23 protein-coding genes and 1 tRNA gene are annotated in these 25,020 nt (G+C 36.4%); 8 read left to right on the top strand and 16 right to left on the bottom strand.

The window, feature by feature from the left end; translation table 11 throughout:
* Positions 1–156: 156 nt before the first annotated feature.
* Positions 157–417 (bottom strand): hypothetical protein, encoded by a 261-nt coding sequence (locus EHLA_RS00575; RefSeq protein ID WP_123864821.1) that lies wholly within the window; start codon positions 415–417, stop codon positions 157–159.
* A 248-nt stretch (positions 418–665) separates the two neighbouring features.
* Between EHLA_RS00575 and EHLA_RS00570 the strand changes: the two genes are divergently transcribed.
* From EHLA_RS00570 to EHLA_RS00555, 4 genes are all read left to right on the top strand, one after another.
* Positions 666–2,225: an amino acid adenylation domain-containing protein gene (locus EHLA_RS00570; protein ID WP_096238924.1), complete on the top strand. Its 1,560-nt coding sequence runs from the start codon at positions 666–668 to the stop codon at positions 2,223–2,225.
* A 34-nt stretch (positions 2,226–2,259) separates the two neighbouring features.
* Entirely contained in the window at positions 2,260–2,490 is a 231-nt protein-coding gene (locus tag EHLA_RS00565) for a phosphopantetheine-binding protein (RefSeq protein WP_096238923.1), read from the top strand.
* A gap of 8 nt (positions 2,491–2,498) precedes the next feature.
* A complete protein-coding gene (locus EHLA_RS00560) occupies positions 2,499–4,091 on the top strand; it encodes an MBOAT family O-acyltransferase (protein WP_096238922.1) in 1,593 nt (530 codons plus the stop codon).
* Positions 4,092–4,184: 93 nt separating this feature from the next.
* Positions 4,185–5,141: a hypothetical protein gene (locus EHLA_RS00555; protein ID WP_096238921.1), complete on the top strand. Its 957-nt coding sequence runs from the start codon at positions 4,185–4,187 to the stop codon at positions 5,139–5,141.
* A 140-nt stretch (positions 5,142–5,281) separates the two neighbouring features.
* Here EHLA_RS00555 and EHLA_RS00550 read toward each other — a convergent pair whose 3' ends face one another.
* The 4 genes from EHLA_RS00550 to trmB form a co-directional block, all read right to left on the bottom strand.
* On the bottom strand, positions 5,282–5,974 hold the full coding sequence (locus EHLA_RS00550) for an HAD family hydrolase (RefSeq protein WP_096238920.1): 693 nt from the start codon (positions 5,972–5,974) through the stop codon (positions 5,282–5,284).
* Between the two features lie 71 nt (positions 5,975–6,045).
* Positions 6,046–6,118: transfer RNA gene (locus tag EHLA_RS00545), tRNA-Lys, on the bottom strand.
* An 82-nt stretch (positions 6,119–6,200) separates the two neighbouring features.
* Complete coding sequence (locus EHLA_RS00540; RefSeq protein ID WP_096238919.1) at positions 6,201–7,019, bottom strand: Cof-type HAD-IIB family hydrolase; 819 nt, start codon at positions 7,017–7,019, stop codon at positions 6,201–6,203.
* Positions 7,020–7,362: 343 nt separating this feature from the next.
* On the bottom strand, positions 7,363–8,010 hold the full coding sequence (gene trmB, locus EHLA_RS00535) for a tRNA (guanosine(46)-N7)-methyltransferase TrmB (protein ID WP_096238918.1): 648 nt from the start codon (positions 8,008–8,010) through the stop codon (positions 7,363–7,365).
* A gap of 303 nt (positions 8,011–8,313) precedes the next feature.
* On the opposite strand from trmB, the gene EHLA_RS00530 reads away from it, so the two are divergent.
* Entirely contained in the window at positions 8,314–9,762 is a 1,449-nt protein-coding gene (locus EHLA_RS00530) for a D-alanyl-D-alanine carboxypeptidase family protein (protein ID WP_157908524.1), read from the top strand.
* 701 nt (positions 9,763–10,463) lie between these two features.
* Here the strand turns inward: EHLA_RS00530 and serS are convergent.
* The 3 genes from serS to EHLA_RS00515 all read right to left on the bottom strand — a co-directional run bounded on the left by serS (position 10,464) and on the right by EHLA_RS00515 (position 13,871).
* Positions 10,464–11,750: a serine--tRNA ligase gene (serS, locus tag EHLA_RS00525; protein ID WP_096238916.1), complete on the bottom strand. Its 1,287-nt coding sequence runs from the start codon at positions 11,748–11,750 to the stop codon at positions 10,464–10,466.
* A gap of 294 nt (positions 11,751–12,044) precedes the next feature.
* A complete protein-coding gene (locus tag EHLA_RS15995) occupies positions 12,045–12,239 on the bottom strand; it encodes a hypothetical protein (protein ID WP_123864820.1) in 195 nt (64 codons plus the stop codon).
* A gap of 726 nt (positions 12,240–12,965) precedes the next feature.
* On the bottom strand, positions 12,966–13,871 hold the full coding sequence (locus EHLA_RS00515) for a diacylglycerol/lipid kinase family protein (protein WP_096238914.1): 906 nt from the start codon (positions 13,869–13,871) through the stop codon (positions 12,966–12,968).
* Between the two features lie 318 nt (positions 13,872–14,189).
* Between EHLA_RS00515 and EHLA_RS00510 the strand changes: the two genes are divergently transcribed.
* The 3 genes from EHLA_RS00510 to EHLA_RS00500 all read left to right on the top strand — a co-directional run bounded on the left by EHLA_RS00510 (position 14,190) and on the right by EHLA_RS00500 (position 17,218).
* Positions 14,190–14,867, top strand: coding sequence for a response regulator transcription factor (locus tag EHLA_RS00510; RefSeq protein ID WP_096238913.1), 678 nt, complete (start codon positions 14,190–14,192; stop codon positions 14,865–14,867).
* An 18-nt stretch (positions 14,868–14,885) separates the two neighbouring features.
* Entirely contained in the window at positions 14,886–16,289 is a 1,404-nt protein-coding gene (locus EHLA_RS00505; protein WP_096238912.1) for a sensor histidine kinase, read from the top strand.
* 68 nt (positions 16,290–16,357) lie between these two features.
* The gene (locus EHLA_RS00500; protein ID WP_096238911.1) at positions 16,358–17,218 is read left to right on the top strand and encodes a hypothetical protein; all 861 of its coding nucleotides are present in this window, start codon (positions 16,358–16,360) and stop codon (positions 17,216–17,218) included.
* Between the two features lie 77 nt (positions 17,219–17,295).
* Here EHLA_RS00500 and EHLA_RS00495 read toward each other — a convergent pair whose 3' ends face one another.
* The 8 genes from EHLA_RS00495 to EHLA_RS00460 all read right to left on the bottom strand — a co-directional run bounded on the left by EHLA_RS00495 (position 17,296) and on the right by EHLA_RS00460 (position 24,785).
* Positions 17,296–17,724: an Hsp20/alpha crystallin family protein gene (locus EHLA_RS00495; RefSeq protein WP_096238910.1), complete on the bottom strand. Its 429-nt coding sequence runs from the start codon at positions 17,722–17,724 to the stop codon at positions 17,296–17,298.
* Between the two features lie 169 nt (positions 17,725–17,893).
* Positions 17,894–18,355 (bottom strand): Hsp20/alpha crystallin family protein, encoded by a 462-nt coding sequence (locus tag EHLA_RS00490; protein WP_096238909.1) that lies wholly within the window; start codon positions 18,353–18,355, stop codon positions 17,894–17,896.
* A 339-nt stretch (positions 18,356–18,694) separates the two neighbouring features.
* A complete protein-coding gene (locus EHLA_RS00485; RefSeq protein WP_021906650.1) occupies positions 18,695–19,678 on the bottom strand; it encodes a ubiquitin-like domain-containing protein in 984 nt (327 codons plus the stop codon).
* 1 nt (position 19,679) lies between these two features.
* Complete coding sequence (locus EHLA_RS00480; RefSeq protein ID WP_157908523.1) at positions 19,680–21,095, bottom strand: alginate O-acetyltransferase AlgX-related protein; 1,416 nt, start codon at positions 21,093–21,095, stop codon at positions 19,680–19,682.
* Positions 21,096–21,114: 19 nt separating this feature from the next.
* Positions 21,115–22,530, bottom strand: a complete 1,416-nt coding sequence (locus tag EHLA_RS00475; protein WP_096238907.1) for an MBOAT family O-acyltransferase — start codon at positions 22,528–22,530, stop codon at positions 21,115–21,117.
* 5 nt (positions 22,531–22,535) lie between these two features.
* A complete protein-coding gene (locus EHLA_RS00470) occupies positions 22,536–23,567 on the bottom strand; it encodes a transglutaminase domain-containing protein (RefSeq protein WP_096238906.1) in 1,032 nt (343 codons plus the stop codon).
* Positions 23,551–24,105, bottom strand: coding sequence for a transglutaminase domain-containing protein (locus EHLA_RS00465; protein WP_096238905.1), 555 nt, complete (start codon positions 24,103–24,105; stop codon positions 23,551–23,553). The genes EHLA_RS00470 and EHLA_RS00465 overlap by 17 nt, the downstream gene beginning before the upstream one ends.
* A 38-nt stretch (positions 24,106–24,143) precedes the next feature.
* Positions 24,144–24,785 (bottom strand): hypothetical protein, encoded by a 642-nt coding sequence (locus EHLA_RS00460; RefSeq protein WP_096238904.1) that lies wholly within the window; start codon positions 24,783–24,785, stop codon positions 24,144–24,146.
* Positions 24,786–25,020: the final 235 nt, after the last annotated feature.

The following is a 25,020-nucleotide window of genomic DNA, read 5'->3' as shown; positions in this document are numbered from 1 at the left end:
TATTATTATTTTTACTTTTGTAAATATAATAACAGTAGGCACATAAATACATTCAAACGGACCCCGGCATTTTCGCAGCATTTTTTCCTGTAAAATAAAAGAAGCTATCCACAGTTACAGTTGTAACACTGTTACTGCGATAGCTTCTTGCTTACTTTATTTCTCATCTCTTCTATATAAATAATAACTTCCACCAAAAAATCCTATAATCATTCCAGTATATCCTACAATACAAAATAATGTAATTCCATGCCCAATCACACTTCCCGTTGCCAGGGAAAATCCTGCCGCGCCAATAATAAGCGCAAGCAATGCCCAGAACATTGTATTTAAAAACAGGAAAATATTTTCTATTTTTCCCCCTGCTGCTCTATGAACAGTCTCTGATATTTTATATATTTCTTTCACTTTCATCACCCATCTGTCCTTTCCTTTATGTGCATAACTCTAACACAAAGATGTAAAATCAAAAGAGATTGTCTTGTAAAATATATGTAAGTTTTCATTGATCAAGCAAAAGAAACAAACAGCGCAAGGAAATAAATCCAGAATTATCTCTTAAGAATGTTTTAGATTCTCTTTGGTTATTACTTAAGATTTCTTTGTTATCTTGTATGTATAACTATGAATCAATAGTCGCTAACAGCACTAAGGAGATACTACATATGAAAAATATATTACAATATTTCGAGAAAACCTGTGAGCGTTTTCCTGATCATATAGCCGTTGCAGACGACCATGCTTCGGTTACTTTCCATGATCTGAAAAGAAAGAGCCAACAGACAGGTACCATGCTTGCTTCTACTTTGAAGAAGCACCGTATTCCTGTTGCTATTTATATGGATAAGAGCCCTGCTCTGGCAGAGGCAATGCTCGGCGTTCTTTACAGTGGTAATTTTTATGTCGTACTTGACACACAGATGCCTGTAGAACGTGTACACCGTATTTTTGAAACATTACAGCCGGCTGGGATTCTTACAGACAGCTCATACATTGATAAAGTGAATGCATTTCACACTAGCCGTTCTGATATGCCTTCTTCTTTTGAAGAGGACCAGAGTGAACCGTTCTCAAAGACAATTAAGACATTTTTAATAGAAGATAGTGCTTTGGCAGGAATAGATAACAAGCTTCTTGACAGAGTACGTGACCAGATGACGGAACGTGATCCGGCATATATTCTCTATACTTCCGGTTCTACCGGTCAGCCAAAGGGTACTGTGATCAGCCATCGTGCATTGATTTCTTATGGAAGCTGGTTTATCCATGCATTTGATATTGATCAAGCAACTATTTTTGGAAGCCAGACCCCATTGTACTTTAGTATGTCTGTCTCTGACTTTTATGCAGCACTTCGTACCGGGGCAACTTATCAGATTATTCCAAAGAAGTATTTTTCATTCCCGATGCAGCTTATGGAATATCTGAATACTTATAAAGTAAATACCATCTACTGGGTTCCTTCTGCGCTTAATATTGTAGCGAACTGGGATACATTTTCTTATATTAAACCGGAATATCTTAAGAAAGTATTGTTTGCCGGAGAAGTTATGCCTGTAAAGCAGTTGAATTACTGGCGCCAGGCACTTCCTGATATTTTTTACGCAAATCTTTTCGGTCCGACAGAGACAACCGATATTTGCAGTTACTATGTTGTTAATCACACTTTTTCCGATGAGGAAACACTTCCTATCGGCGTTGCCTGTGACAATTGTGACCTGATCATCGTAAATGAGAACGGGAAAGAAGCTACAAGCGGGGAACTTCTTGTCAGCGGTCCGTTTCTTGCAGACGGTTATTATCATAATCCATCAAAAACTTCTGAAGCTTTCGTACAAAATCCGTTGAATGATGCTTATCCGGAAGTTGTATATCGCACAGGAGATCTTGTATATCGAGGGGAAGATGGACTTTTAAGATATCAGGGACGAAAAGATTTCCAGATCAAACATATGGGATACCGCATTGAACCCGGTGAAATCGAAGCTTCTATTGGGGCTTTGCCGGAAATTCATGCCTGCGTATGTATTTACTTAGAAACAACTGATCAAATTCTTGTTTTTTATCAGGGAAAGGTAAAACCAGATGCACTTTCCGTTACAGCAACCTCTAAACTGCCTGCGTATATGCGACCGAATAAGTTCATCCGAATCAAACAGATGCCTTACAATGCAAACGGAAAGATCGACAGAAAACTATTAAAAGAAAGCTATCAAGAATGTTAAGACATTCTTGAATAATACACAAAGGAGATTAACTATGGACACTATTCTTGAAATTTTAGAAACTATTAAACCTGGCGCTGACTTTGCGGCATCAACAGATTTTATTGATGAACACCTTTTAGAATCTATGGAAATTCTTCAGCTTGTCTCTGAGCTTAATGATGAATTTGATATCAACATTACACTTCCTTATATTAAGCCAGAGAACTTTAAATCTGTAGAAAGTATTTACCACATGGTTCAGGAAATTTTAGAAGATGAGTAGGTGAGAATATGCAGTATAATTCATGGCTCTATCTTTTTCCATTTCTTGGCGGCAGTCTGATCCTTTATTATTTACTTCCCATAAAGCGCCGTTGGATCGGACTACTCTTTTCGAGCCTGCTGTTCTATATTCTTACAATGAAAAGTCTGGTTGTCGTTGTCCTGTTTACAACGGCAGCCATTTATCTTGGTGCAAGAGTTATCGAGCAGTTCAACGAAACATTTAAATTAAAAAAGAAAGAATTGGACCGCGCTACAAGAAAAGAACTAAAGAATAAGACCACGACAAAAATCCGCTATGTTATCGCATTCTTATGCTTTATAAACTTCGGTATTTTATTTGTTACAAAGTATTTTAACTTTTTTGGTGAAAATATCAATGCACTTTTTAATGCTTTACATATCCCCGCCCAGATTCCGTTTTTAAATATCTTTCTTCCTCTCGGAATCTCTTTTTACACACTGTCTGCCATCAGCTACGTGACAGATGTTGCCCGCGGCGTATGTAAGGTCGAAAGAAACTACCTGCGCCTGCTTCTGTTTTTAATCTTTTTCCCAGTCATCACCGAGGGACCAATCTCCCGCTATGGGCAGCTTGGTGAAGAATTAAAAGCAGAGCATCGCTTTGATTATAAACAGTTTTGTTTTGGTGCCCAGCTTATTACATGGGGACTTTTTCAAAAAGTACTTCTTTCTGACCGCGTAAATATGTATGTTCGTGCTATTTTTGCAAATCACGAACGATACTCCGGTTTTCCTGTTATCATGGCAATTCTTTTATATACTTTCCAGCTTTACATGGACTTTGCCGGATGTATTAACATTGCAAGAGGAAGCGCCCAGCTTTTCGGCATCACTTTAGAAGAGAACTTCAAACGTCCATTTTTCGCCACTTCCGTTAATGATTTCTGGCGCAGATGGCATATTACTCTGGGAGCCTGGTTCAAAGATTACATTTTTTACCCGATTTCTCTTGGAACACATTTTCAGAAGTTCTGCCAAAAGTGCCGAGCCCACATGAATCGTTATTATGCTGCCACGATTCCCGGTATTTTTGCTCTGTTCGCCGTTTGGTTCGGTAATGGAATCTGGCATGGAGCAGAATGGAAATACATTATTTACGGTCTTTATTACTATGTCATCATGGTCCTTGGTATGCTTTTCGAACCTGTTTTTGCTGCTTTTTGCAGGAAATGTAACATTGATCGAAATGCATCCTGGTATCACATAATGCAGACAGCCCGCACATTTATTCTTGTAAATATTGGTATGCTCATTTTCCGGGCACGAAACTTAAACGTTGCTATCGCTATGCTCTGTTCTGTATTTCGTCCATGGAACAGCAAAGTCTCTTTCTGGCAGATAGCTTTTGATCAAGGAGGATTATTTAAACTGGATTTCCTGTTAATCGTCTTTAGTATTATTCTTCTCTATCTCATCGGAAAGAGCCAGGAAGAGGGACATTCTATCCGCGAACTCATATCAAAACAGTCCTTACCAATTCGCTGGGGACTATATATGATTCCTATTATACTGATCATCATTGCCGGTGCCTATGGACCCGGATGGGGCGTTGCCGACTTTATTTATGCGAAGTTTTAATATGATTTACTATCGAACACTTTCATATGTACTCTCGGAATCTTTTTGTGCTTGATTTCGTGAGAGTACATTCACTTTACAGGAGGAACTAAAATGTCAAAAAAATCAATAGCAGCACGAAGCATTATTTTCCTGCTGATTTTAACATTTGCACTGAAAATCTTTTCTTCCTTATCCATTGCCATGGGGTACAATGCCAATCCGCTATTTAATTACTCCGGCTATAGCATTTTTCAGGAACCGGATAACAGTATTGATGTATTAGCAATAGGAGACAGTAATGTATACAGCGGAATTTTTCCTCTCATATGGTGGGAACAGGACGGATTCACCGGATATACCTGGGGACAGGCAAGCCAGCGTATTCCTGAGACTTATGAATATTTAAAGCAGATTTATAAACACCAAAAGCCTTCTATCGTACTGATTGACGGCAATAATCTTTTTCGTGATAAAACCGATATCGCTAATCTCGACTCTATCACAAAAGCAAAGCTCGCAACCTTTTTTCCGGTTATCAGCTTCCACAAAAACTTAAACCCACATAAAATTAAGAACATTTGGGGAAACCGATATTCCGTTATGAAAGGTTACTATTACCGTAAATCAACACACAAAGTCCATAAAAAAAAGCACCGAATGAAGTTCACCAGAAAAACCTGGAAAATCAACGATATCAGTGCATCTACCTTTGAAAAATGTATTCACTATTGCAAACGTCAGGGTTCTATTCCTGTACTGATCTCCGTTCCGAATTACAATGGATGGAACTACAGAAAGCATAATGCATTGCAGCAGATTGCCGACAAGAACAAAATCAACTTTATCGATTTGAACCTTGAATTAAAAAAGAATATCAATTGGAAAAAAGATACTGCGGACGGCGGCGATCATCTTAATATCAAAGGAGCCCAAAAGACTACAGCCTATCTCGGTGAATACCTCAAAAACGAATATGGTCTTCCTGACCGCCGCGGAGATCAAAAATATAAACAGTGGGATAATGATGTACTTGAATACCATAAATTATTAAAATTAAACACGAAGTAACCAATATCATTCTATCCTGATTATCTTATCATTCTCTGATGAAATCAGTAATATCATAAAAAATTTCTCTTAGAAACCATTACTCTTTCTAATAGGTTTAAAGTCCTAATTTCCATATAGATATTACTGATTTCATACTTTTAGCTTCTTTCTCTTATGAATCTACTTAATTCCTCTATACTTCTTACTGTCACATCAGCACAGTTTTCCAGACATTCTCGGTTACGATGATTAAACCAGACTGTATGCCAGCCTGCACCGTCTGCCCCAACAACATCTGCCTCATAAGTATCTCCGATATACCATGTTTCTTCCGGATTAAGTGAAAACATCTTTTCGATATATTGAAATGCCATCGGATCTGGCTTCTGATAGCCAATCCCACCAGAAATAAAGATGTGGTCATCGTCAAACCATCTATGTAAATCCAAAGCAATTACCTTCGCATACTGAGATTTCGGTCTTCCGTTCGTAAGAATGGCAATGAAAATATTATGAGCTTTACAATAATCAAGGAACTCTTCCACTCCCTCACTAAGAGATATTTCTTTCTGATAAGCTCTGTATAATCGTTCAAACTCTTCTGTATCTTCTCTGCTCATCTCAATTCCCACATCATGATACGTTCTTTTAATTCTCTCATAAAAACAATCCTCATGTGGAATGTCTCCTTTTATCTCTGCTTCCATGATCTCATCCGAATAAGCTCGTGATTTTATAAACAGTTCCGTACAATCCGCATCGGTTTTATCTGCATATAACTTTTTATGAACCAGTTCAAAAGGTCCCATAAGGTCATAAAGGGTATCATCTAAGTCAAAAATCAAGTTCATCGTTGTTCCTCCTTTTGGCAACAAAAAAAGCACCATCCCCAGGCCTAAATCCTAAAAACGATGCTTTGTAATGCGCCTTCAGGGGCTCGAACCCTGGACACGCGGATTAAGAGTCCGCTGCTCTACCAACTGAGCTAAAAGCGCATATCCTTGTGTTTTGTTTTCGTTTCTCTCAACGACAAGGACTATTATATAACAACCTTTCATAGATTGCAAGCATTATTTTTTATTTTTTAAGTATTTTTTTCAGTACAATCGCCGGACCATCTTCATCATTTGATTTCGTAATATAATCGGCTTTCTCCTTTAATACTTCCATCGCATTTGCTACCGCAATTCCAATATGTGCATATTCAATCATCGCCACGTCATTATCACTATCTCCAATCGCTACGGTATCTTCATGTGCAATATTATATTTTTCAGCAAGAATACGAATCCCTACATCTTTATTACATCCCTTTGGGAAAATCTCCATATTATATTCACTTGGAAATGTCACAACAAGATTCTCGTTTTTCGCTATTTTAGCAGCAAATTCTCTCAATTCCTGCGGATCTGGAAATGCAACATGGATTTTATTAATCCGCATTGTTCCCCGACGTAACAGCAGATCATAAGACAGCGCTTTTACATCGGTAGAAAGTAAACTGTCACAAAAATCCTTTCCCATTTTTGTATTGTAAAAGACAGGAATATCCTCTTTTTCTACATACGCATCATTGTCACAATATAACTCTATAAATCCATGCCTTTCCTTCACTTCTTTATAAATGTCATAAACAAAATGCTGTGGTATCTTGTAATTATGAATCAGTTCTTCTGTCTGAATATTTCCAACCAAAGTCCCGTTAGCACAGATGCAGTACTTTACACCTTCAATATCCTTTACCTGATTCTTAATGCTTCGAAAGCTTCTTCCTGAAGTCGGTACTACCATAATCCCATTTTTCCCTGCCTCAGCGATCACTTCTTTTGAATAAGAAGAAATCGTACAGTCAGAATGTAATAATGTTCCGTCTAAATCTATTGCTACGATTTTCATTTGTAAATCCTTTCATCTATTATAAAACTATTATAAAGCATATTTTGTTATCTGTAATCCCTCAGAAGTATACTGATTTCTTCAAACCAAATACATATAAGGCCTGATCTCTGTTATTTTCCATTCAGAATATTGCACACTTCTGAAATACTCCGGCAAAAGTTAAATAGGCATCGCCAGATTCCCCTGTCACAAAAACTTTTTCTTTGAATATTCCAGCACATCTTTTCTTTAAAATTCATAAAATATCACCCCTGATTTATTCTATGAACATTACTAAAGATGTGCGCCTGATTTATCAAATTCCAACCTTCTCTTATTATTCTACATATGCCCGTACAGATTACTTATTTTCTTTATAAAAAACCTGAAGCATGCAGATTGGATTACCTTTTGCTACAAACTTCTCTTCATATTCTGTCATAATATTGCCTTCTAAGTATTCACTATGGTGAAGATCAAATGTACATTTCTCCAATGTCCATCCTGCTTCCTCTACTTCTTCTAAAGAAAAATCAAATAATGGTCTGTTATCTGTCTTAAAAATAACTCTTCCTTCTTCTTTTAAAATATTATGATAACGCTCTAAAAACTGTCTGGAAGTAAGTCTTCTCTTTGCATGGCGGTCCTTTGGCCATGGATCTGAGAAATTCAGATAAATCTGATCTACCTCTCCTTTTTCAAATACATTCACAATATTCTCTGCATCCATTCGAATAAAATGAATATTATCTAAAGGAGTTTCTTCCATCTTTTCTAATGCTCTGACTAAAACACTGGAATACTTTTCAATTCCAATATAATGAATATGAGGATTTTTCTCTGCTAACCGCATAAGAAACTTTCCCTTTCCCATCCCTATCTCTAACTGAATTGGCTTACCGTCCTGAAAATAATCTTTCCACTGACCCTTGATCTGCTCTGCATCTTTAATTGTATATTCATTCGCTGCAATCTGTTCTCTTGAACCTTTTACATTTCTTAATCTCATCAAACTCTCCTATCTACTTTTCTACTTTAATACGCACTTTGCTTTCCACTGCATTTAATGTACTCTCGGAGTCGTTCTTGCACTTACTTTTGTGGCTGATTTTCCGCCTGAAACTTTTCGCGTACATTTTTCATATCTGATATTTTTAGACATACAGTACTATTCTAATCGCTGCACATTATTTTTGCAATTAATTTTTGCTTTTTCTATAGAAGTAGGATACAATGAAAAGCAAGGTCTAAAAATGACCTGGCAAAACTCTAAAACATGGCCCAACTGGGCAGAATCAAAAGGAGAATCCCAATGAAACGATTATTTACGTTTATATTGACACTGACAATGGCCTTCAGCTTTTGTGTAAATTCCTTTGCGGCGGCTGCGACCACTACTACAGCTACGGAAACTACCGCTGCTACCGCTGCAACAACAGAAGCATCGGCTGACACCTCTAACACTCAGGCAACAGGCGCTTCCTATGGAACCTCAAAGCTAAGCGGAGCACCTGACATCGTAGCAGAATCCGCTGTTGTAATGGATGCCGGTACCGGAACGGTTCTTTATGGAAAAGAAGCCAGCACAAAAAGATACCCGGCCAGCATCACAAAAGTCATGACTGCTTTACTCGCCGTTGAAAACTGTAACATGAGCGATATCATCACATATTCCAATGCCGCTGTTAATGGAATCGAAGCCGGAAGCAGTACCGCCGGAATCAATGTCGGCGCAAAGCTTACTGTCGAAGACAGCTTATATGCATTAATGCTGGTATCCGCTAATGAAGCCGCTGCTGCTATCGCTGAACACATTTCCGGTTCTACTACAGAATTTGCAAAGCTTATGACAAAGCGTGCAAAAGAATTAGGCTGTAAAAATACACAGTTTAAAAATCCTCATGGACTTCCTGATGAAGAACATTACACAACTGCCTATGATATGGGACTGATTCTCAAAGAAGCAATGAAGCATCCGGAATTCCGCAAAATTGCCGGAACCATTTCCTATACCTTAAAAAAGAGCGATTCTTTAACCGATACACTCGAACTCTGGAATCATGCTAAAATTTTAAGACAAAACAGTGACTACTATTATGAATATGCCGAAGGAGCCAAAACCGGCTTTACTCAAGTAGCCCTCAATACATTAGTAACCTATGCAAAAAAAGATAATGTTGAATTAATCTGTGTTATCTTAAAAGATCATGGAGCAGACAAAAGCTACACCGACACCGCAAACTTATTCAAATGGGCATTTAATCAGGTAAAAGCAGTCACTCCACTGACCAACTTCAGTTTAAAAACTGCCATGACAGAAAACTCTTCGATCGACTCAGCAAAGCTTGACCAGATCCAGTTATTAAACAGCTCTTATGATACTAATTTTTCTGTCCTTGTAAAAAAAGACTTCGACGAATCCACGTTAAAAACCGCTTTTAAACTAGATGAAGATAAAAAAACAGGCCGTCTTGGATATATCATTATCTCCTGCGATGGTAAAGAACTTGGTCGTACAGAAGTAACCTATGACATAACTTCTAAGCAGGGCAAAGCCTACCTTGAAGGAAAATCCCTGGATGATAACCTGAAAACTGCTCCTGTAGCATCCAAAAGAAAAGAGGCAATACATAAAGGAATCTCTTTCTCTTTAAGAATCCTCATTGCTGTCATTCTTATTATTTTAATCATGCACATGATTCATAGACACGAATTAGAAAAACGTCGAAAAGAACGCATATCACATAGAAAAAAATCCTGATTTGTAGATTTAATGTAGACGAAAAAAGAAAGAATACCATATCCCATCTGCTCTGTAGTCGCTGTATTTAAGATGCTCTTCCGCATCTTAAATACGCTCCCAAGCCGCATCTGGGATATGGTATTCTTTCTTTTTTCTGACTACTTTAAATCCACAGTTGGAGAGAATGGGGATTCTCCAAAAGATTATGAATTCTCGAGAAATTAAAGTCTAAAGGATTGACATTCAAATTGTTGTATGTGATTGAATTGTATTTAATCTTCTTTTCTTTGCTATACTTGCCTTACAATTCAGCCAAAAGTTCTATTACAGTAGCTGTCTAACCTCATTCTACAAATCAGTTAAAAAATAAGAGAAAGGGGGTTGTCAGAAATCTACGATTCTTATTCAGATAAAATCTCCAGAAGGAAGCGTATTTCTGTTGAATTGCATTCAATTTTCAAGTGTAAACAACATACAACCATTTAAATGTCAGTCCTTTAGAAATTAATTTCCCGGAATGTCATAGGCTTCTGGTGTAGTCCATGTTATTAAACTGTAGATTTAGAATAGCCAGAAAAAAGAAAAAAATAATACATCCCAGATGCGGCTTCGGAGCGTGTTTAAGATGCGAACGAGCATTTTAAACACAGCGACTACAAAGCAGATGGGATGTATTATTTTTTTCTTTTTTCGTCTACACGAAATCTACAGATCAGTATTTATTTTATTGGTTTTAATACTTCTTTTCCTCCCATATATGGACGGAGAGGTGCTGGAATTCTTACAGAGCCATCCTCATTTAAGTTATTCTCAAGGAATGCAATTAACATACGAGGTGGTGCTACTACTGTATTATTTAATGTGTGGGCAAAATATTTACCTTTTTCACCTGTTACACGAATCTTCAGTCGTCTTGCCTGAGCATCTCCTAAATTAGAGCAGCTTCCTACTTCAAAATATTTCTTCTGACGAGGAGACCATGCTTCTACATCGATAGATTTTACTTTAAGATCTGCTAAGTCTCCGGAACAACATTCAAGTGTACGAACAGGGATATCCATAGAACGGAATAAATCTACAGTGTTCTGCCATAATTTATCAAACCACATCTTGCTTTCTTCTGGCTCACATACAACGATCATTTCCTGTTTTTCAAACTGGTGAATACGATATACTCCTCGTTCTTCGATACCATGTGCACCTTTTTCCTTACGGAAACATGGAGAATAAGATGTCAGTGTTCTTGGCAGCGTATCCGCTGGTAAAACAGTATCAATAAACTTACCAATCATGGAATGTTCGCTAGTTCCGATTAAATATAAATCTTCACCTTCGATTTTATACATCATCGCATCCATCTCGGCAAAACTCATAACACCTGTAACAACATTGCTGCGAATCATGAAAGGAGGTACACAATAAGTAAATCCTCTGTCAATCATGAAATCTCTTGCATAAGAAATTACTGCTGAATGAAGTCTCGCAATATCACCCATTAAATAATAGAATCCGTTACCGGCAACTTTTCTTGCACTATCTAAATCAATTCCATCAAATCTTTCCATAATATCTGTATGGTATGGAACTTCAAACTCAGGAACAAATGGTTCACCATACTTCTGAATCTCAACGTTCTCACTATCATCTTTACCGATTGGAACACTTGGGTCAATGATATTAGGAATAATCATCATAATTTTCTTCACTTTTTCCCCAAGTTCTGCTTCTAATTTTTCAAGCTCTGCCAGGCGTTCTGCATTCTTCGTAACCTGCTCTTTTACAGCGTCAGCTTCCTCTTTCTTACCCTGTGCCATTAATGCACCGATCTGCTTAGAAATCTTCTTTCTATTTGATCTTAAATCATCTGCTTCCTGCTGAGTTGCTCTTCTCTGTGCATCTAATTCAATTACCTCATCTACTAAAGGAAGCTTCTCATCCTGAAATTTATTACGGATGTTCTGTTTTACAACTTCTGGATTTTCTCTAACAAATTTTAAATCTAACATTATCAATATTCCTCCTGTGTTATAGAAGCGGGAATTCTCCCGACTAAATTCAAGTCGAGCTGCTGCGAGACTTGGCGCGTGATTCTGATCAGCGTAAGCTGACATATTCTTTACAGAATCACTGCTCATCCTCGCGTAGCGTTTATCTCAGTCGGAGATTGGACTCCCACTGAGACAAATTTGCTGTCACTCACCACCTGAAAGAGGTGGGAGTCTTCTCGACTGAGATAAAAAAAGAACCCTTCTACCCTACATCATGGGACGAAGAATTCCGTGTTGCCACCCAAATTGCTGTTATATAAACATATCCAAATACATCAAACGATCCTGTCTTAAATATGAAAAACGATAACAGCCTCTCGTCGGTACGTTAAAGGATACCAGCCTTTGACTTTCGTCAATGCTCAAAAAGTGGAAAGGTACTTCCGCCTGCTGATTCTCACCAACCATCAACTCTCTTAAAAACATCCATACCGTAGCTTCTCTCAACGCAACAACTCTATATTCCTGTCTATTATAAGTCAGAAAGAAATTCTTTGCAACTATTATTTTCTAAAATACTAATTTGATGGACTAGAGAGACGAAAAGCAGAAATTTGAGATAGAAGAAAATGTGAAGATAGTCGCTTCGTAGAAAATGCCTGACCGGCATTTTTACTAGCTCCGACATCACATTTTCTTCTATCTCAAATTTCTGCTTTTCTGTTCTTTGGTTCCAGATGGAAATTAGTATTTAAAGCTTGGATGGGAATAAGTGGCTTGCCCAGAATGCTTTGGTTTTTATTTGGAATAAAAATCTCCAGAAGAGAATATCTTCTCCTAAATAATTGTAGTTAGTCTTCTTACAATTCAGCATAGAATTTTGTTTCAGCAGCTGTCTGTTTTTAATAATAAATAGCAAATTAGTGATTTCTGTTGGAAAGAGAAGAGGATTCTCCAGGAGATTATGATTTTTAATCAAAGAACTATTTTGCCGTAAGAAAATATTCTTCATCTGGAGCCTTTATTTGGATGAAAACCATAGATTTCCGAGCAATCCCCATTCTCACCAACTGTGAGTTTTGTATAGTCAGAAAAAAGAAAGAATACCTATCCCAGATGCGGCTTCGGAGCATGTTTAAGATGCGAACGAGCATTTTAAACACAGCGACTACAGAGCAGATGGGATATGGTATTCTTTCTTTTTTCGTCTACACAAAATTTACAAATTAGTGTTTATTTTCCCGGTACCACGATTTGTATTGCCTGTGGAATGATACTGATATTTACCGGGAAACCTTCCGGTAATTCTTCTCCATCGTAATCTACTTTTACTTCCTCTCCGGACAGATTCTCTATCTGAAGGTTTTCTGTCTGAATATATTCTACTGCCGGATGATTTACATGATCCCCCTGTAATATAGAGATCATTAATGGAAGCACCTGAAAAATATCCATTTTCTTTATAATCACTGCATCAAATAAACCATCGGAAACTGATGCCAGCGGGGCAATCTCCTTAAATCCGCCTACACTCTGTGAGTTTGCAATCATAAATAAGAGAACTTCTTCTTCTATTGTCTTATCGTCTGTTGCAAACCTCATTTTCCAGCTTTTTCCGAATTGTTTTGGAAGTTCTGCCGCTCCTTCTAAATAGTAAGCTAACTTACCCATTACTGCTTTTTTATCTTTCGATACTTTAAATCCGGTATCTGACAATAAGCCTGCGGCTACTACGTTAATAAAATACTTGTCGTTTACTTTGCCAACATCTACTTTTTTAAGTTGGAAATCTGCTATCATATCGCAGAATTCTCTCGGGGTTTGCGGAAGATTTAAATATGTAGCGAAATCATTAACTGTTCCTGCAGAAATGACAGCAACCGGAGTCTCGCTTTTACTCATCACTACTCCATTAATTACCTCATTAAGTGTTCCGTCACCTCCAACAGCAACGACAAAATCATACTGGCCTTTTTCCAGTGCGGCTGCTTTATTCAAGGCATCATCCTGTTTCTCTGTATAGAAAACATCTATTGTATTACATATCTGGTCAATGACCAGCATTCCCGCAATCTCCTTAATCTTGTCAATAAAATTCTGCCTTCCAGAAGATGGATTAATGATAAACAAGCCTTTCATCACTTTCCTATACCTCCCTAATAAATTTTTATATACTCTCGGTACTTTTCTTTCAAATTCCAGTTCATTTATTCTATCATAGCGTTACATTCATTACAAGATTTTTACATATATTTCATTTATAAATTACTTAGCTTAACACGAGATATAGAGGAATTATGCACCAAAAGCATATCTCTCATAATATTTTTAATCCTGCTTTAATATTTTTATGATATGATGTCAGGGTCAAAAGGTCCAAACTCCTTTCGTGCTTGCACGTTAAGGTGTTTGACTTTGGGACCCACGAAACATATAGATATATGAAGGGAGATTCCTATGAAAATTCTTGTAGTTGAAGATGAACCGGATTTAAATCACATTATTGCAAAACATCTTAAGGCAGAAGGATATATCGTAGATTCCTGTTTTAATGGAAATGATGCTGTATATTACATTACAGAAGAAAGTTATGATGCTATTTTACTTGATGCTATGATTCCCGGAAAGGATGGATTTGAAGTCTTAAAAGATATCCGAAATAAAAAAATAGAGACCCCTGTTATGTTCCTTACTGCGCGTGACCAGACCGAAGATATTGTAACAGGGCTTGATTATGGTGCAGACGACTATGTTGTCAAACCATTTTCTTTTGATGAAGTTCTTGCCCGGCTTCGTGTTATTATAAAACGCTGTCCTCAAAAACACAGTACTTTTTATTCCTGCGGAAATCTGATCATTGATACCGATCAAAAATCTGTTTCGCGAGATGGTATCCTCATCGAGCTTTCTCCAAAAGAATATTCTATTTTAGAATATATGATGCGAAACAAAAATATCGCGCTTTCCCGCTCACAGATAGAATCTAATGCCTGGGGGATTGACTTTGATGGAGAATCCAATATTATTGATGTATATATACGATATCTTAGAAAAAAAGTGGATGATGATTTTGATGTAAAACTTATTCAAACCATTCGAGGAATCGGATATATGCTAAAATCTCCTGAACAATAATAAAGATAAGGGAATGCTATGAACCATAAAGAAAAACAATCAATTACTCACTATATTTCTATTCGCTTTGCCGCAATTATATTGATTATGGCAGCTATAATGATACTGTTTATTTCATATTTTTCCAATAAAACAATTTACTTTGATATCAGAAGGCAGATCCGCCGGGAAAGCCGTTATGATTTTCTTAACGTTGAAGTCCGAAATGGGAAAATTTTAGTAGACAAAAATTTTATTTTCCGGGAAAATCATGTACAAAAACTTGTTTTAGATAATAAGGGCCGAACAATCCGCGGTCATTATCCAGACAAAGAATTAAACAATTATCCTCTAAATCAGTGGGATTTTAGGCGAGTGAAATGTTCCTCTGGATATTATTATATTTTTGACCGGCCCTTTTTAAAAAAAGACATCATTACTAATAAGCAAATTCTTGTTATTATAAGAAACATTGGAAAAGAAACGGATTTTAACAGCCAATACCAGGCTATGAAATACATATCCTATACTTTTACTTTTGTAATCAGTATTATTGGTCTTTTACTGATCGGCGCTGTCTCTTCCCGACTTACAATTCCTATGAAAGAAATAAAAGATACTGCTGATACTATCGGTATCGAAGGTAATCTTGCAAAGCGTATTGAATCTGCTACTGCATTTAAAGAAATGGATGCTATGATTCAGGCAAATAATCGTATGATGGACCGATTAGAAGATCTGTTTCATCAACAACAGCAATTTACCTCTGATGTTGCTCATGAACTTCGAACCCCTGCATCTATTATATCAGCAGAATGTCAATATTTAAAAAAATATGGGGGAACAATAAACGATTATATGGATTCCCTGACTGTAATCGCACGTCAAAATGCAAAAACAAATGAAATTATTACTCAGCTTCTTCAACTTTCCCGCTTAGAACAGGGGAGAATAAAAGAAGACTTTGAATACTCCTGTTTAAAAGATCTTATTGAATCTATTTGTGAGGCAGAACCACTTCGTATGCAAAAACAAATATCTGTTCAATATGATCTCAAAAACATATCTATTTACATGAACATAAGCCTTATGGCTATCGCTATCAAAAATCTTATAAATAATGCGATGAAATATAGCGAAAACCAGTCTTTTGTCAAACTTAGATTATGGGAAAAAGACAATCTTGCTATTTTTGAAATAGAAGATCATGGGTGTGGTATGGACGAAGAAACACAGAAGCACATTTACGACCGTTTTTATCGTGCAGATAAATCCAGGAATACACCGGGCTTTGGATTGGGACTTTCTCTGGTACAGAAAATCACAGAATTGCATAAAGGATCAATATCTGTAAAAAGTAAAGTGAATGAAGGCTCTATTTTTACACTTTCTCTCCCCAAAGAAGCAGCTATTTCTAATATGCGGTCACAGGAAGCTTTTTAATTTAATTTTAATGTTTTTAAGATATTCTCTTTTTCGTTTACAAAAAAACTTTAAGAAAAGAGGATATCATGAAAACATTATATATACACATCGGCTGTCCAAAAACTGCCACTACTTCCATCCAATATTTTTGCAACGAAAATAAAGAAAACATTGCAAAACATGGGGTTTATTTTCCTGTATTTGAACAAACTTATCCTGATATAAACCCTTTTCGAAATGCACATTTTCTTATTGCTCCACAATATGATAAAAATGGTAAAATAAATATATTAGAAGAAAAAAGGCTCTTTCGTTTTAACATGGACCACATTATTCATATGTTTTCTAAATATGATAATGTTCTCCTCTCTGATGAAGGAATCTGGTATGCCGCACATTTTAAAAAAAGAGACTTATGGGAAACATTACGAAAGGAATCTCTCCATAATGCATTTAAAATAAAAATTATCGTTTATCTCAGACGACAAGATGCTTTATTAAATGCCATGTGGAATCAAAAAATAAAAAAATCTAAAAAAAGATTTTGCTCTATGACATGGGAAGAATTTATCCACACTACTCCTTCCGCAGTATATCTTGATTACGCAGAAGGACTAAATGAAATCGCTGCCGAATTAGGAAGTGAAAACATTATCGTACGACGCTATGGGAAACGATATTTTAAAAATCATTCTATTTATGATGATTTTCTGGACATCTTTGGACTTGCTCTAACAGACGAATATACCATTAGCACTTTTGAAAGAAATGCTCGTCTTAGCGGGAATACGAATGAAATACAACGAATCCTCAATAGTGTTCCGTCTGCCAGCCAGAAAGATTATACTTTCTTTTACCATATGCTTTCTGAAGTTACCTCCGAAGACCCGGACAAAGAAAAACTAAAACATCCAGCTAAAACTATACTTTCCAAAGTTTTAAAATAAAAGAGAAAAAGGTCTGGTAATCGCATCTGCAATCACCAGACCTTTTTCATTCTATCTATTCGTTTCTGAATAGATTATTATTCAATTGCAATATATTGTTTTTCCTCTACCGGTTTCTGAACTTCTTTCGGTACTGCTACCGTAAGAATTCCGTTATTAAAAGCAGCTTTCAAATCTTCCTGTTTTACGCCTTCACCAACATAGAAGCTTCTCTGGCAACTTCCACTGTATCTTTCTTTACGGATATAATTACCTTCTTTATCTTTTTCATCTTTATTGGTATTCTGCTGTGCAGTAACTGTCAGATAACCATCTTTCAGTTCTGCTTTGATGTTTTCTTTTTCAACTCCAGGCATTTCCATTTCGAGTTCATAGTGATCTCCGGCATCTTTTACATCTGTCTTCATAAGATCATAGTTAGCAGTTGTATAATTACCTGCGAATGGGAACATATCATCAAATACATCATCTACAAAATTATTTCCAAAAATACTAGGCATCATCATAAGTCATTTCTCCCTTCAAAACTAAATTTTAATCTCTATATTCAGGCTACTATATTTCGCCTTTCTTATAATCCATATTACCTATATCTTATCAAATACCTCATGGGTATCTGTTATTTTTCCATGTATTAATATTCTGATTTATCTTTTTCTAAGATTATCTTATCAATTATTCACCAATTGTAATGTATTTCTTCTCTTCCTTGGCTGTTTTATCTTCTTTTGGAACGGTAATGCTCAAAATACCATTCTTGAATGCGGCTTTAATATCTTCCTGTTTTACACCTTCTCCGATATAAAAGCTTCTTGATAAGTTACCGGCATAACGTTCACGGCGGATATATTTACCTGTCTTTTTATCTGTTTCATCTTTATCTAAACCTTTTGCGGCAGAAATGGTAAGATATCCATTCTCAAGTTCCAGCTTAATCTCATCTTTCTTAAATCCTGGAAGATCAATATCTACTTCATAGCTATCTTTCTTTTCTCTTACATCTGTTTTCATAAGGTTCTTTGCATGTTTTCCATATAACGGATTCTTCTTACCAAAAAATCTCTTCTCAACCGGTGCGTCAAACCAGCTATCAAAATCATCAAATAAATTCTCTCCAAAAATACTAGGCATCATCATAAGTCATTTCTCCTTTCGAAATCTTTAAACTGTCTTCAGCAAATCGGAAGCTTCTTTCTTTCGACTATGTTGAAATGAATTTTATGAACTTCGGTTCAGAACTTCTTTTTTATCTTCTTATCTCTTTATGTCCTTTCCTTTGTTCTAGCTGTAATATAACACCTATTATTAGCCATGTCAAGCGTTGAGTGCTAAAATTTTGTGAACATTTTGTGAACAATAAAAAAGCCATTATATAAAACTTCAACTTCCGTAAACATGAAGGCTGCTGGCAGGCATCCTCACTCAGTGCTGTAAATCTGTTTTACATAATGACTTTTTTATTCGTTTTATTTGTGTTTAATAATTCTTTGTTACTACTGTTCCGTCTGAATACTTGATTTCCCAGTAGCCATGACCGGAACCATCACAGTCCGGTACTTTTCGTTTTGAAACGATATGTTTTCCAGAACCAGAAGATTTCTGTGAAGATTGCTGTGGTTTTTCTTTTGTGCCTTCTGTAACAATCTTAGAAACAGGCTCTTTGATTACCTTTTCTTTTACTTTTTTGCGGCTCTCTTCTTTGCCATCTACATAAGTAATCTGATATGTAACTTCTTTAGAGCCATTCACGCCCTCTCTTGTTACTTTACTTGAACCTACATACATAGAAGAGGATTTTTGTGTTTCCACACTAAATGCAATCTCTTCTGTCTTCTTTTCTTTTCTTGTTTCAACTCGTTCTACTACAACTTTTGTTCCTTCTTTTAAAGGTTTATTTAATGCAGGGCGTATACGATCCTTTTTGGAAAGAGCAATATTATTTTCGTTAAGAAGTTCTTTGACTGTTTTTGCCTGAGTGACTGTCTTTTTTGTCTTGCCATCTGCCCGTAGAGAAACTTCTACCCGGCGGATTACCTGGATATCCATGTCATCCGTACAGCTTGCCTCTAAATCATGATTTACGATATCATGTTTTCCAAGAGTAATCCCTGCTTGTTCAAGGACATCTTTTACCTTGCCGCCGAGGATTTCTACTTCCTGTTCTTTATTATCATCCGATACTTTTAACTTTTCATAACGAGCTATCTCTATTTTTTCTTCTCCGCTATCTAGTTTCGTAGTAAGGGATGGGGTAATTTGATCCTTCTTATTCAGAGTAATCTCCGCTTCTTTAAGAATATCAGATACAGAGGAACCTTTCGCTACAGCAAGTTTTGTCTGTACCTGACCATCCTGGATACTTACATTCATATCTGCCTTTTTATTTGACTGACATCCGGACAACATACTCAGGGAAAATATACCTGCTGCAATTGCAATTATATATTTATTTACTCTCATACTATTCTCCCTTCAAGCTCTGTCCCACAAGATAAAGACCCTGCTCTGACTCTACATAAACCTGAACTTTCGTCTTTGTATCTACTGTCTCCTGTGGAAGATACAGACGATACTGTGTAGTTGTAGTATCTAAAGAATTATCAGAAGAATCATCATTCACCAGATACGCCTGATAAATATGCTGATCAGAATCTTCTCCAACCGCTGCATATACTTTCATTCCTGGTGTGACATATTTAGAATCAAGCTTTCCAGAAACTTCTGTATAAGCAGTATCCGCTTCACTGACACCCACATGAACTGTGGTCTTTGTCTCTACCTGTTTTGCTTCACCTGATAACTTTGTCTCTGATGGAGTAAGCATTGGTGGATCTGTTATAAAGTCTTTTAAATTTCTTTCTACCTTTTCTATAATAACAGTGTCTGCCTTGGATTCCTGCATATATTTTTCTAACGGATATGGCATCTCTTTTGAAAATACAGCTTTCTCATAGGACTGTGCCATCCATGGAAGTAATGTATTTCCAAAGGAATCACGAAACATTAAAAGAGAACCCTGGGCCTTTTTGTTTGTTGTCGTGATATATGCATCTTCCACGCTTTTTGTATCAGATGTGTATGCATAATTCTTCTTATATTGATAATCATAATTCCATTCCGGTTGGCTCCACATCGGATAAATCATCTTATTCAGATCTCCGATTTCTGTCTTTGTTCGAAGTACCGGCACCGTTTCATACAATTCATGCTCTTTATTTAAATCTGTAAGCAACGCATTATATGCAAGCAAAGAACCTTTTTCATTCCAGTGAGAATCTCTCTTCAAATACAAAGTTTCTTTCTTATTAGAAAAAAGCTGATACAAATCTGTATATGCTACTTTATTCGATTTAAGAGCCTTTATGATATTCGTATAATTTCTCTCACTACTTACCTTAGACTGGTCATAATATGGCATATTTTTCCCATATAACGAATTCTTATTTGGAGGGACTGCTACTAAAAACTTTGCGCCTCTGCTCTGGACATATTCCTGCACAATAGACAGATTATATGCTGCATTATAAACTTCCTGATCAGACATCAGGTTCTGTCCAAGATAGTTGTCAAGAGAGGCTGTGTAATACAGCCAGTCATTCTTTCCTACAATGACAGTATCCATATTTGATGTTTTAAATAACTTTGCCTGTATCTGCGAATCTACGGAAACCAGAAGATTTCTAAACGCATAATGATCTTCAAAGTATGCTCCTAAGTCCTGCAGGTAATTTACATTCCACTTTCCTTCTTCCATAAAAGAAGGGAAAGCAGCCATTGTTCTATTCTCTGTTGTTGTCTCTGTTTTTGCAACTGCCATTCCGGCAAAAGGAAGAATGCACATTACCATAAATATAACGATATATAATTTATATTTCATTTTTATCACATTCCTTCCTCTAAAATCTAAAATAAATAAATGGATTATATGCATTTCCGGAAAGTCGGATCATGCACCATAAAAGTAATACCAGTGTAAATACACTTTTTATTGTTCCGCAAACAGCCAATCCTTTACTTCCTTCCGTCATCTTGCTTCTGATTCCTTTTACAAGGGAATTTACCGGTGCAGCGCAAAGAACAGCAATGACAAGAATAAAAATAAACCATGGTGTCATCTGCTGCATTGCAAGGCTGTTTCCTGCCACAGACATAGGAAAGTCGGAGAACATTTTCCGAATAAACATCCATCCCTGCGATAAGGTATCTGCTCGGAAAATAACAAAACCAACCGTAACTACGACTAAGCTATAAATATGTGCCACTACACGAGGAAGTTTCTGAAGCTTTGGAACAAACTCTTCAAGCATCAAAAAGCAGCCATGGAATAATCCCCATACAACAAATGTCCAGTTTGCACCATGCCATAAACCAGTAAGAAAGAATACGATCAATTTATTTATTGCTGTACGAACTTTTCCTTTTCGATTACCTCCTAATGGTATATATACATAATCCTTGAACCAGGAAGATAAGGAAATATGCCACTTTCTCCAGAAGTCACGAATGCATGTTGCATCGTATGGATGGTCGAAGTTCTCACGAAAATGAAAACCGAATACCTGTCCAAGGCCAATGGCCATATCACTGTAACCACTGAAATCATAATAAATCTGTAAAAGGTAGCTGATTGCCGCAAGCCATGCTGTAACACCATTAATGGATGATGCCTGCGCCGCAAAAATATGATCGACTACCTGTCCAACTGTATTAGAAATAAGAACTTTTTTTGAAAGACCTATAATAAATCTCTGAAGTCCCTGCATTACTTGTTGTGCATCCGTATGTCTTTCATCAATCTCTTTGCTGATATCTCTATATTTTACAATCGGTCCCGCAATTAACTGTGGGAAGAAAGATATGTACAACAGTACTTTAAAAAAGTTAGTCTGCACCTCAACACGTCCACGATATACATCAATTACATAAGACATAGACTGGAACGTAAAAAAAGATATGCCGATAGGCATAACAATAGCTGGTACTGGTATGTTAGAATGTGCAATCTGATTAACCGTTGTAACAATCATTCCTGTATATTTAAAGAGTCCAAGAACAACAAGACTCAAAATAACATCCAGCGCCAGCAGAGGCTTCTTTGCAGAAGCAGATTTACTGATTCCCATAGCAAGCAAATAATGTACCAGGGAACTTCCTATCATTAATAATACGTATATCGGTTCTCCATATGCATAGAAGAGGAGGCTGCCTATAATAAGCAGCCCGTTTTTCCATCGCATAGATGGCAGTATTGCATACACTATGCAGAGTACAGGGAGAAATATACATAAAAATTCAAAAGAACTAAATACCATTTTCCCTAGAACACCACTTTCCTCTGAATGCTATGACGAACACGATATCCTGCAGAACCATAGATTCCTCTTGCCCATCCGGCAAACTGTCCTTCTGGATCATAATTTCTTCCGCCAATCTGTACCCAGCTGTGTCTTGTCATACCGTCACTGGCATGATCTCTTCTTCCGCTTACTCTTCCGCAGATTACAACTGGTCTGTCACCAATTTCTTTTGTTAATGCTGCAAATCCACAAGCGAAACTATAGCAGTTTCCACTCTTTGTAGAAAGCATATTTAAAGCAGTCGCTCTCTGCCATCCCTTTTTAGATAAGTTAGGATACTTTAATGCATAATGAAAACGTCCACGTCTTACCATGTAATTCCAGCATGCACGTCTCTTCTGCGCTCCGCTCATTTTACTTGTTGTAATACTTTCAACAATCTTTCTTGCCTTGATCTTTGACTTAGTATTTGTATTATTCGCTGCATAAGACTTCTTAGTAAATGTAATGCCATCTACTGTCTGAGACTTTGCACATACACCGGACTTCTTCGCATAATACAATTTATTCTCATATACATGCCATCCTGGTGCTGCCATACCTTTTTTAGAAACAAAATATACTCTTTTTCCTACACTTACTGGCTGTTCAGACTTATACTTCTTAAATACGCCCTTTTCATTAAAAATATAATATTTCTTTTTAATTTTATAAGAACCTGTTGCAGCCTGCCCATTCTTTTTAAAGAAGTACTTCTTACCATTTACAGTCTTCCATACATTCTTCTGTTCTTTACCATCTTTATAAAAATAATATTTACCGTTTTCTTCTACCAGACCATTCTTAATTACAGGCGTTACTTCCTGTTCTGTTGTCGTTTCTTCCTGTGCTTGTGTTGTTCCTTCCGCAGGATTCTGAGAACCAGCTTCTTCTGCATGTCCATTTACAGAAAATGCAAATACTAAAACAGCAGCAAAAAGGAACATCTTTACAACACGAAAATTCTTCTTCACAAAATCTATACAGGAGGTAAAATTACTTGATGTTAACATACTTTACTCCTTTGTTTTTATAAACTTTCTTTGCAGCTTTACTTGTCTTTAACAGGTTATAGTATTTTAAAGTGGAGTTCGCTTTAAACTTATCCATATTAGTATCAAAGATATACCATTTACCTTTAACCTTAACTTCTGTCCATGCATGTGGCTGCCATGAACCGCTAAATCCTTTTGTCTGACCGACAGCAACACGAACTTTATATCCTGTTGCTTTTTTAGCGAGATAACCATAAACAGCAGCAAAATGATAACAGCTTCCTTTTTTGCTCTTAATCATCTTCTGTGCATATGTTTTTGTCCAGCTTTTTTTATTCTTGAAACCAATCTGTCGTTTGTAACCATAAGTCTTCTCTGTATACTGGAATAACTTCTGTAACTTTACTTCCTTCGTGTCTTCAGGAAGAACCTGACTTTTAACGATCCCATTCACATTTGAATTCAGACTTGCAGCCTTACATGGTACTGCCTGCATTGTTCCGATCAGACATAATGCCAGCAGAAAAATCCCAACATACTTCTTGATACTTTTCATTTCAATTCTCTCCTTTGTTAGATATAATGATTTATTCTTTACTCTGCACCCATATACAATACTTTACCTTTGTACTTGTATACATATACAGTAAAATTAGCATACTTAATGTATCCGTCATTTCCCGGTCCATAACAGGAATATGACTCATACTTCGTCTTCTTTGGCTTGCCTAAAAGCTTTTTAAGCTTTTTAAAGTTCTTATTATACTTTGCAGCCGCTTTAAGCTTCTTTGTCTTTTTTTGGTTATAGACCCCATTCTTATTAAATGCATAAAACTTATTCTTTATATAGTAAATTCCAGAAAGAGCCTTTCCATTCTTTCCTGCGTAATACTGTTTGTTCTTCACTGTTACTAGACGCTTCTTACCTGTCTGTAAAACACCAGCTTCATTAAAAATATAATACGCTTTCTTTACTTTTACACTACCAACAGCTGCCTTTCCATTACTCTGGAAATAATACTTCTTACCATCTACTGTTTTCCATGTGTTTTTAACAGCTGTCCCATTTTCATAATAAGAAATTACCCCATTATTTACAACAAGGCCATTTGGAACTTCCGCGGCATCCGTTTTCATTCCTGCTGTAAAAAACAACATTGCCAGCATCGCTAATGTCAGAAAAATACTTAGCTTATATTCTGACATAAACTTTTCACTTTTTCTTAATCCTTCCATAAATCTTCCTCCTTGTAAAAATTCACACCCATTTTATCACACTCCCCCTTCTGTTTGCAATGTCTGTAGTACTGTATTTTCAAGAAAATTATCAGCTTTATTTAGTACATTTTTAACTTCATAAAATTACATTGAAAATATTTTATAACATTCTTATAATGGAAAAGATTATATCACTTTCAAGGCTTCAATTTACTTCAAGCAAAACATTTAATCTTGCCTTGCCACTTAGCAG

Origin of the sequence: Anaerobutyricum hallii (assembly GCF_900209925.1) — a bacterium.
GTDB lineage: Bacteria > Bacillota > Clostridia > Lachnospirales > Lachnospiraceae > Anaerobutyricum > Anaerobutyricum soehngenii.
This window is presented reverse-complemented; position numbering and strand designations above follow the sequence as displayed.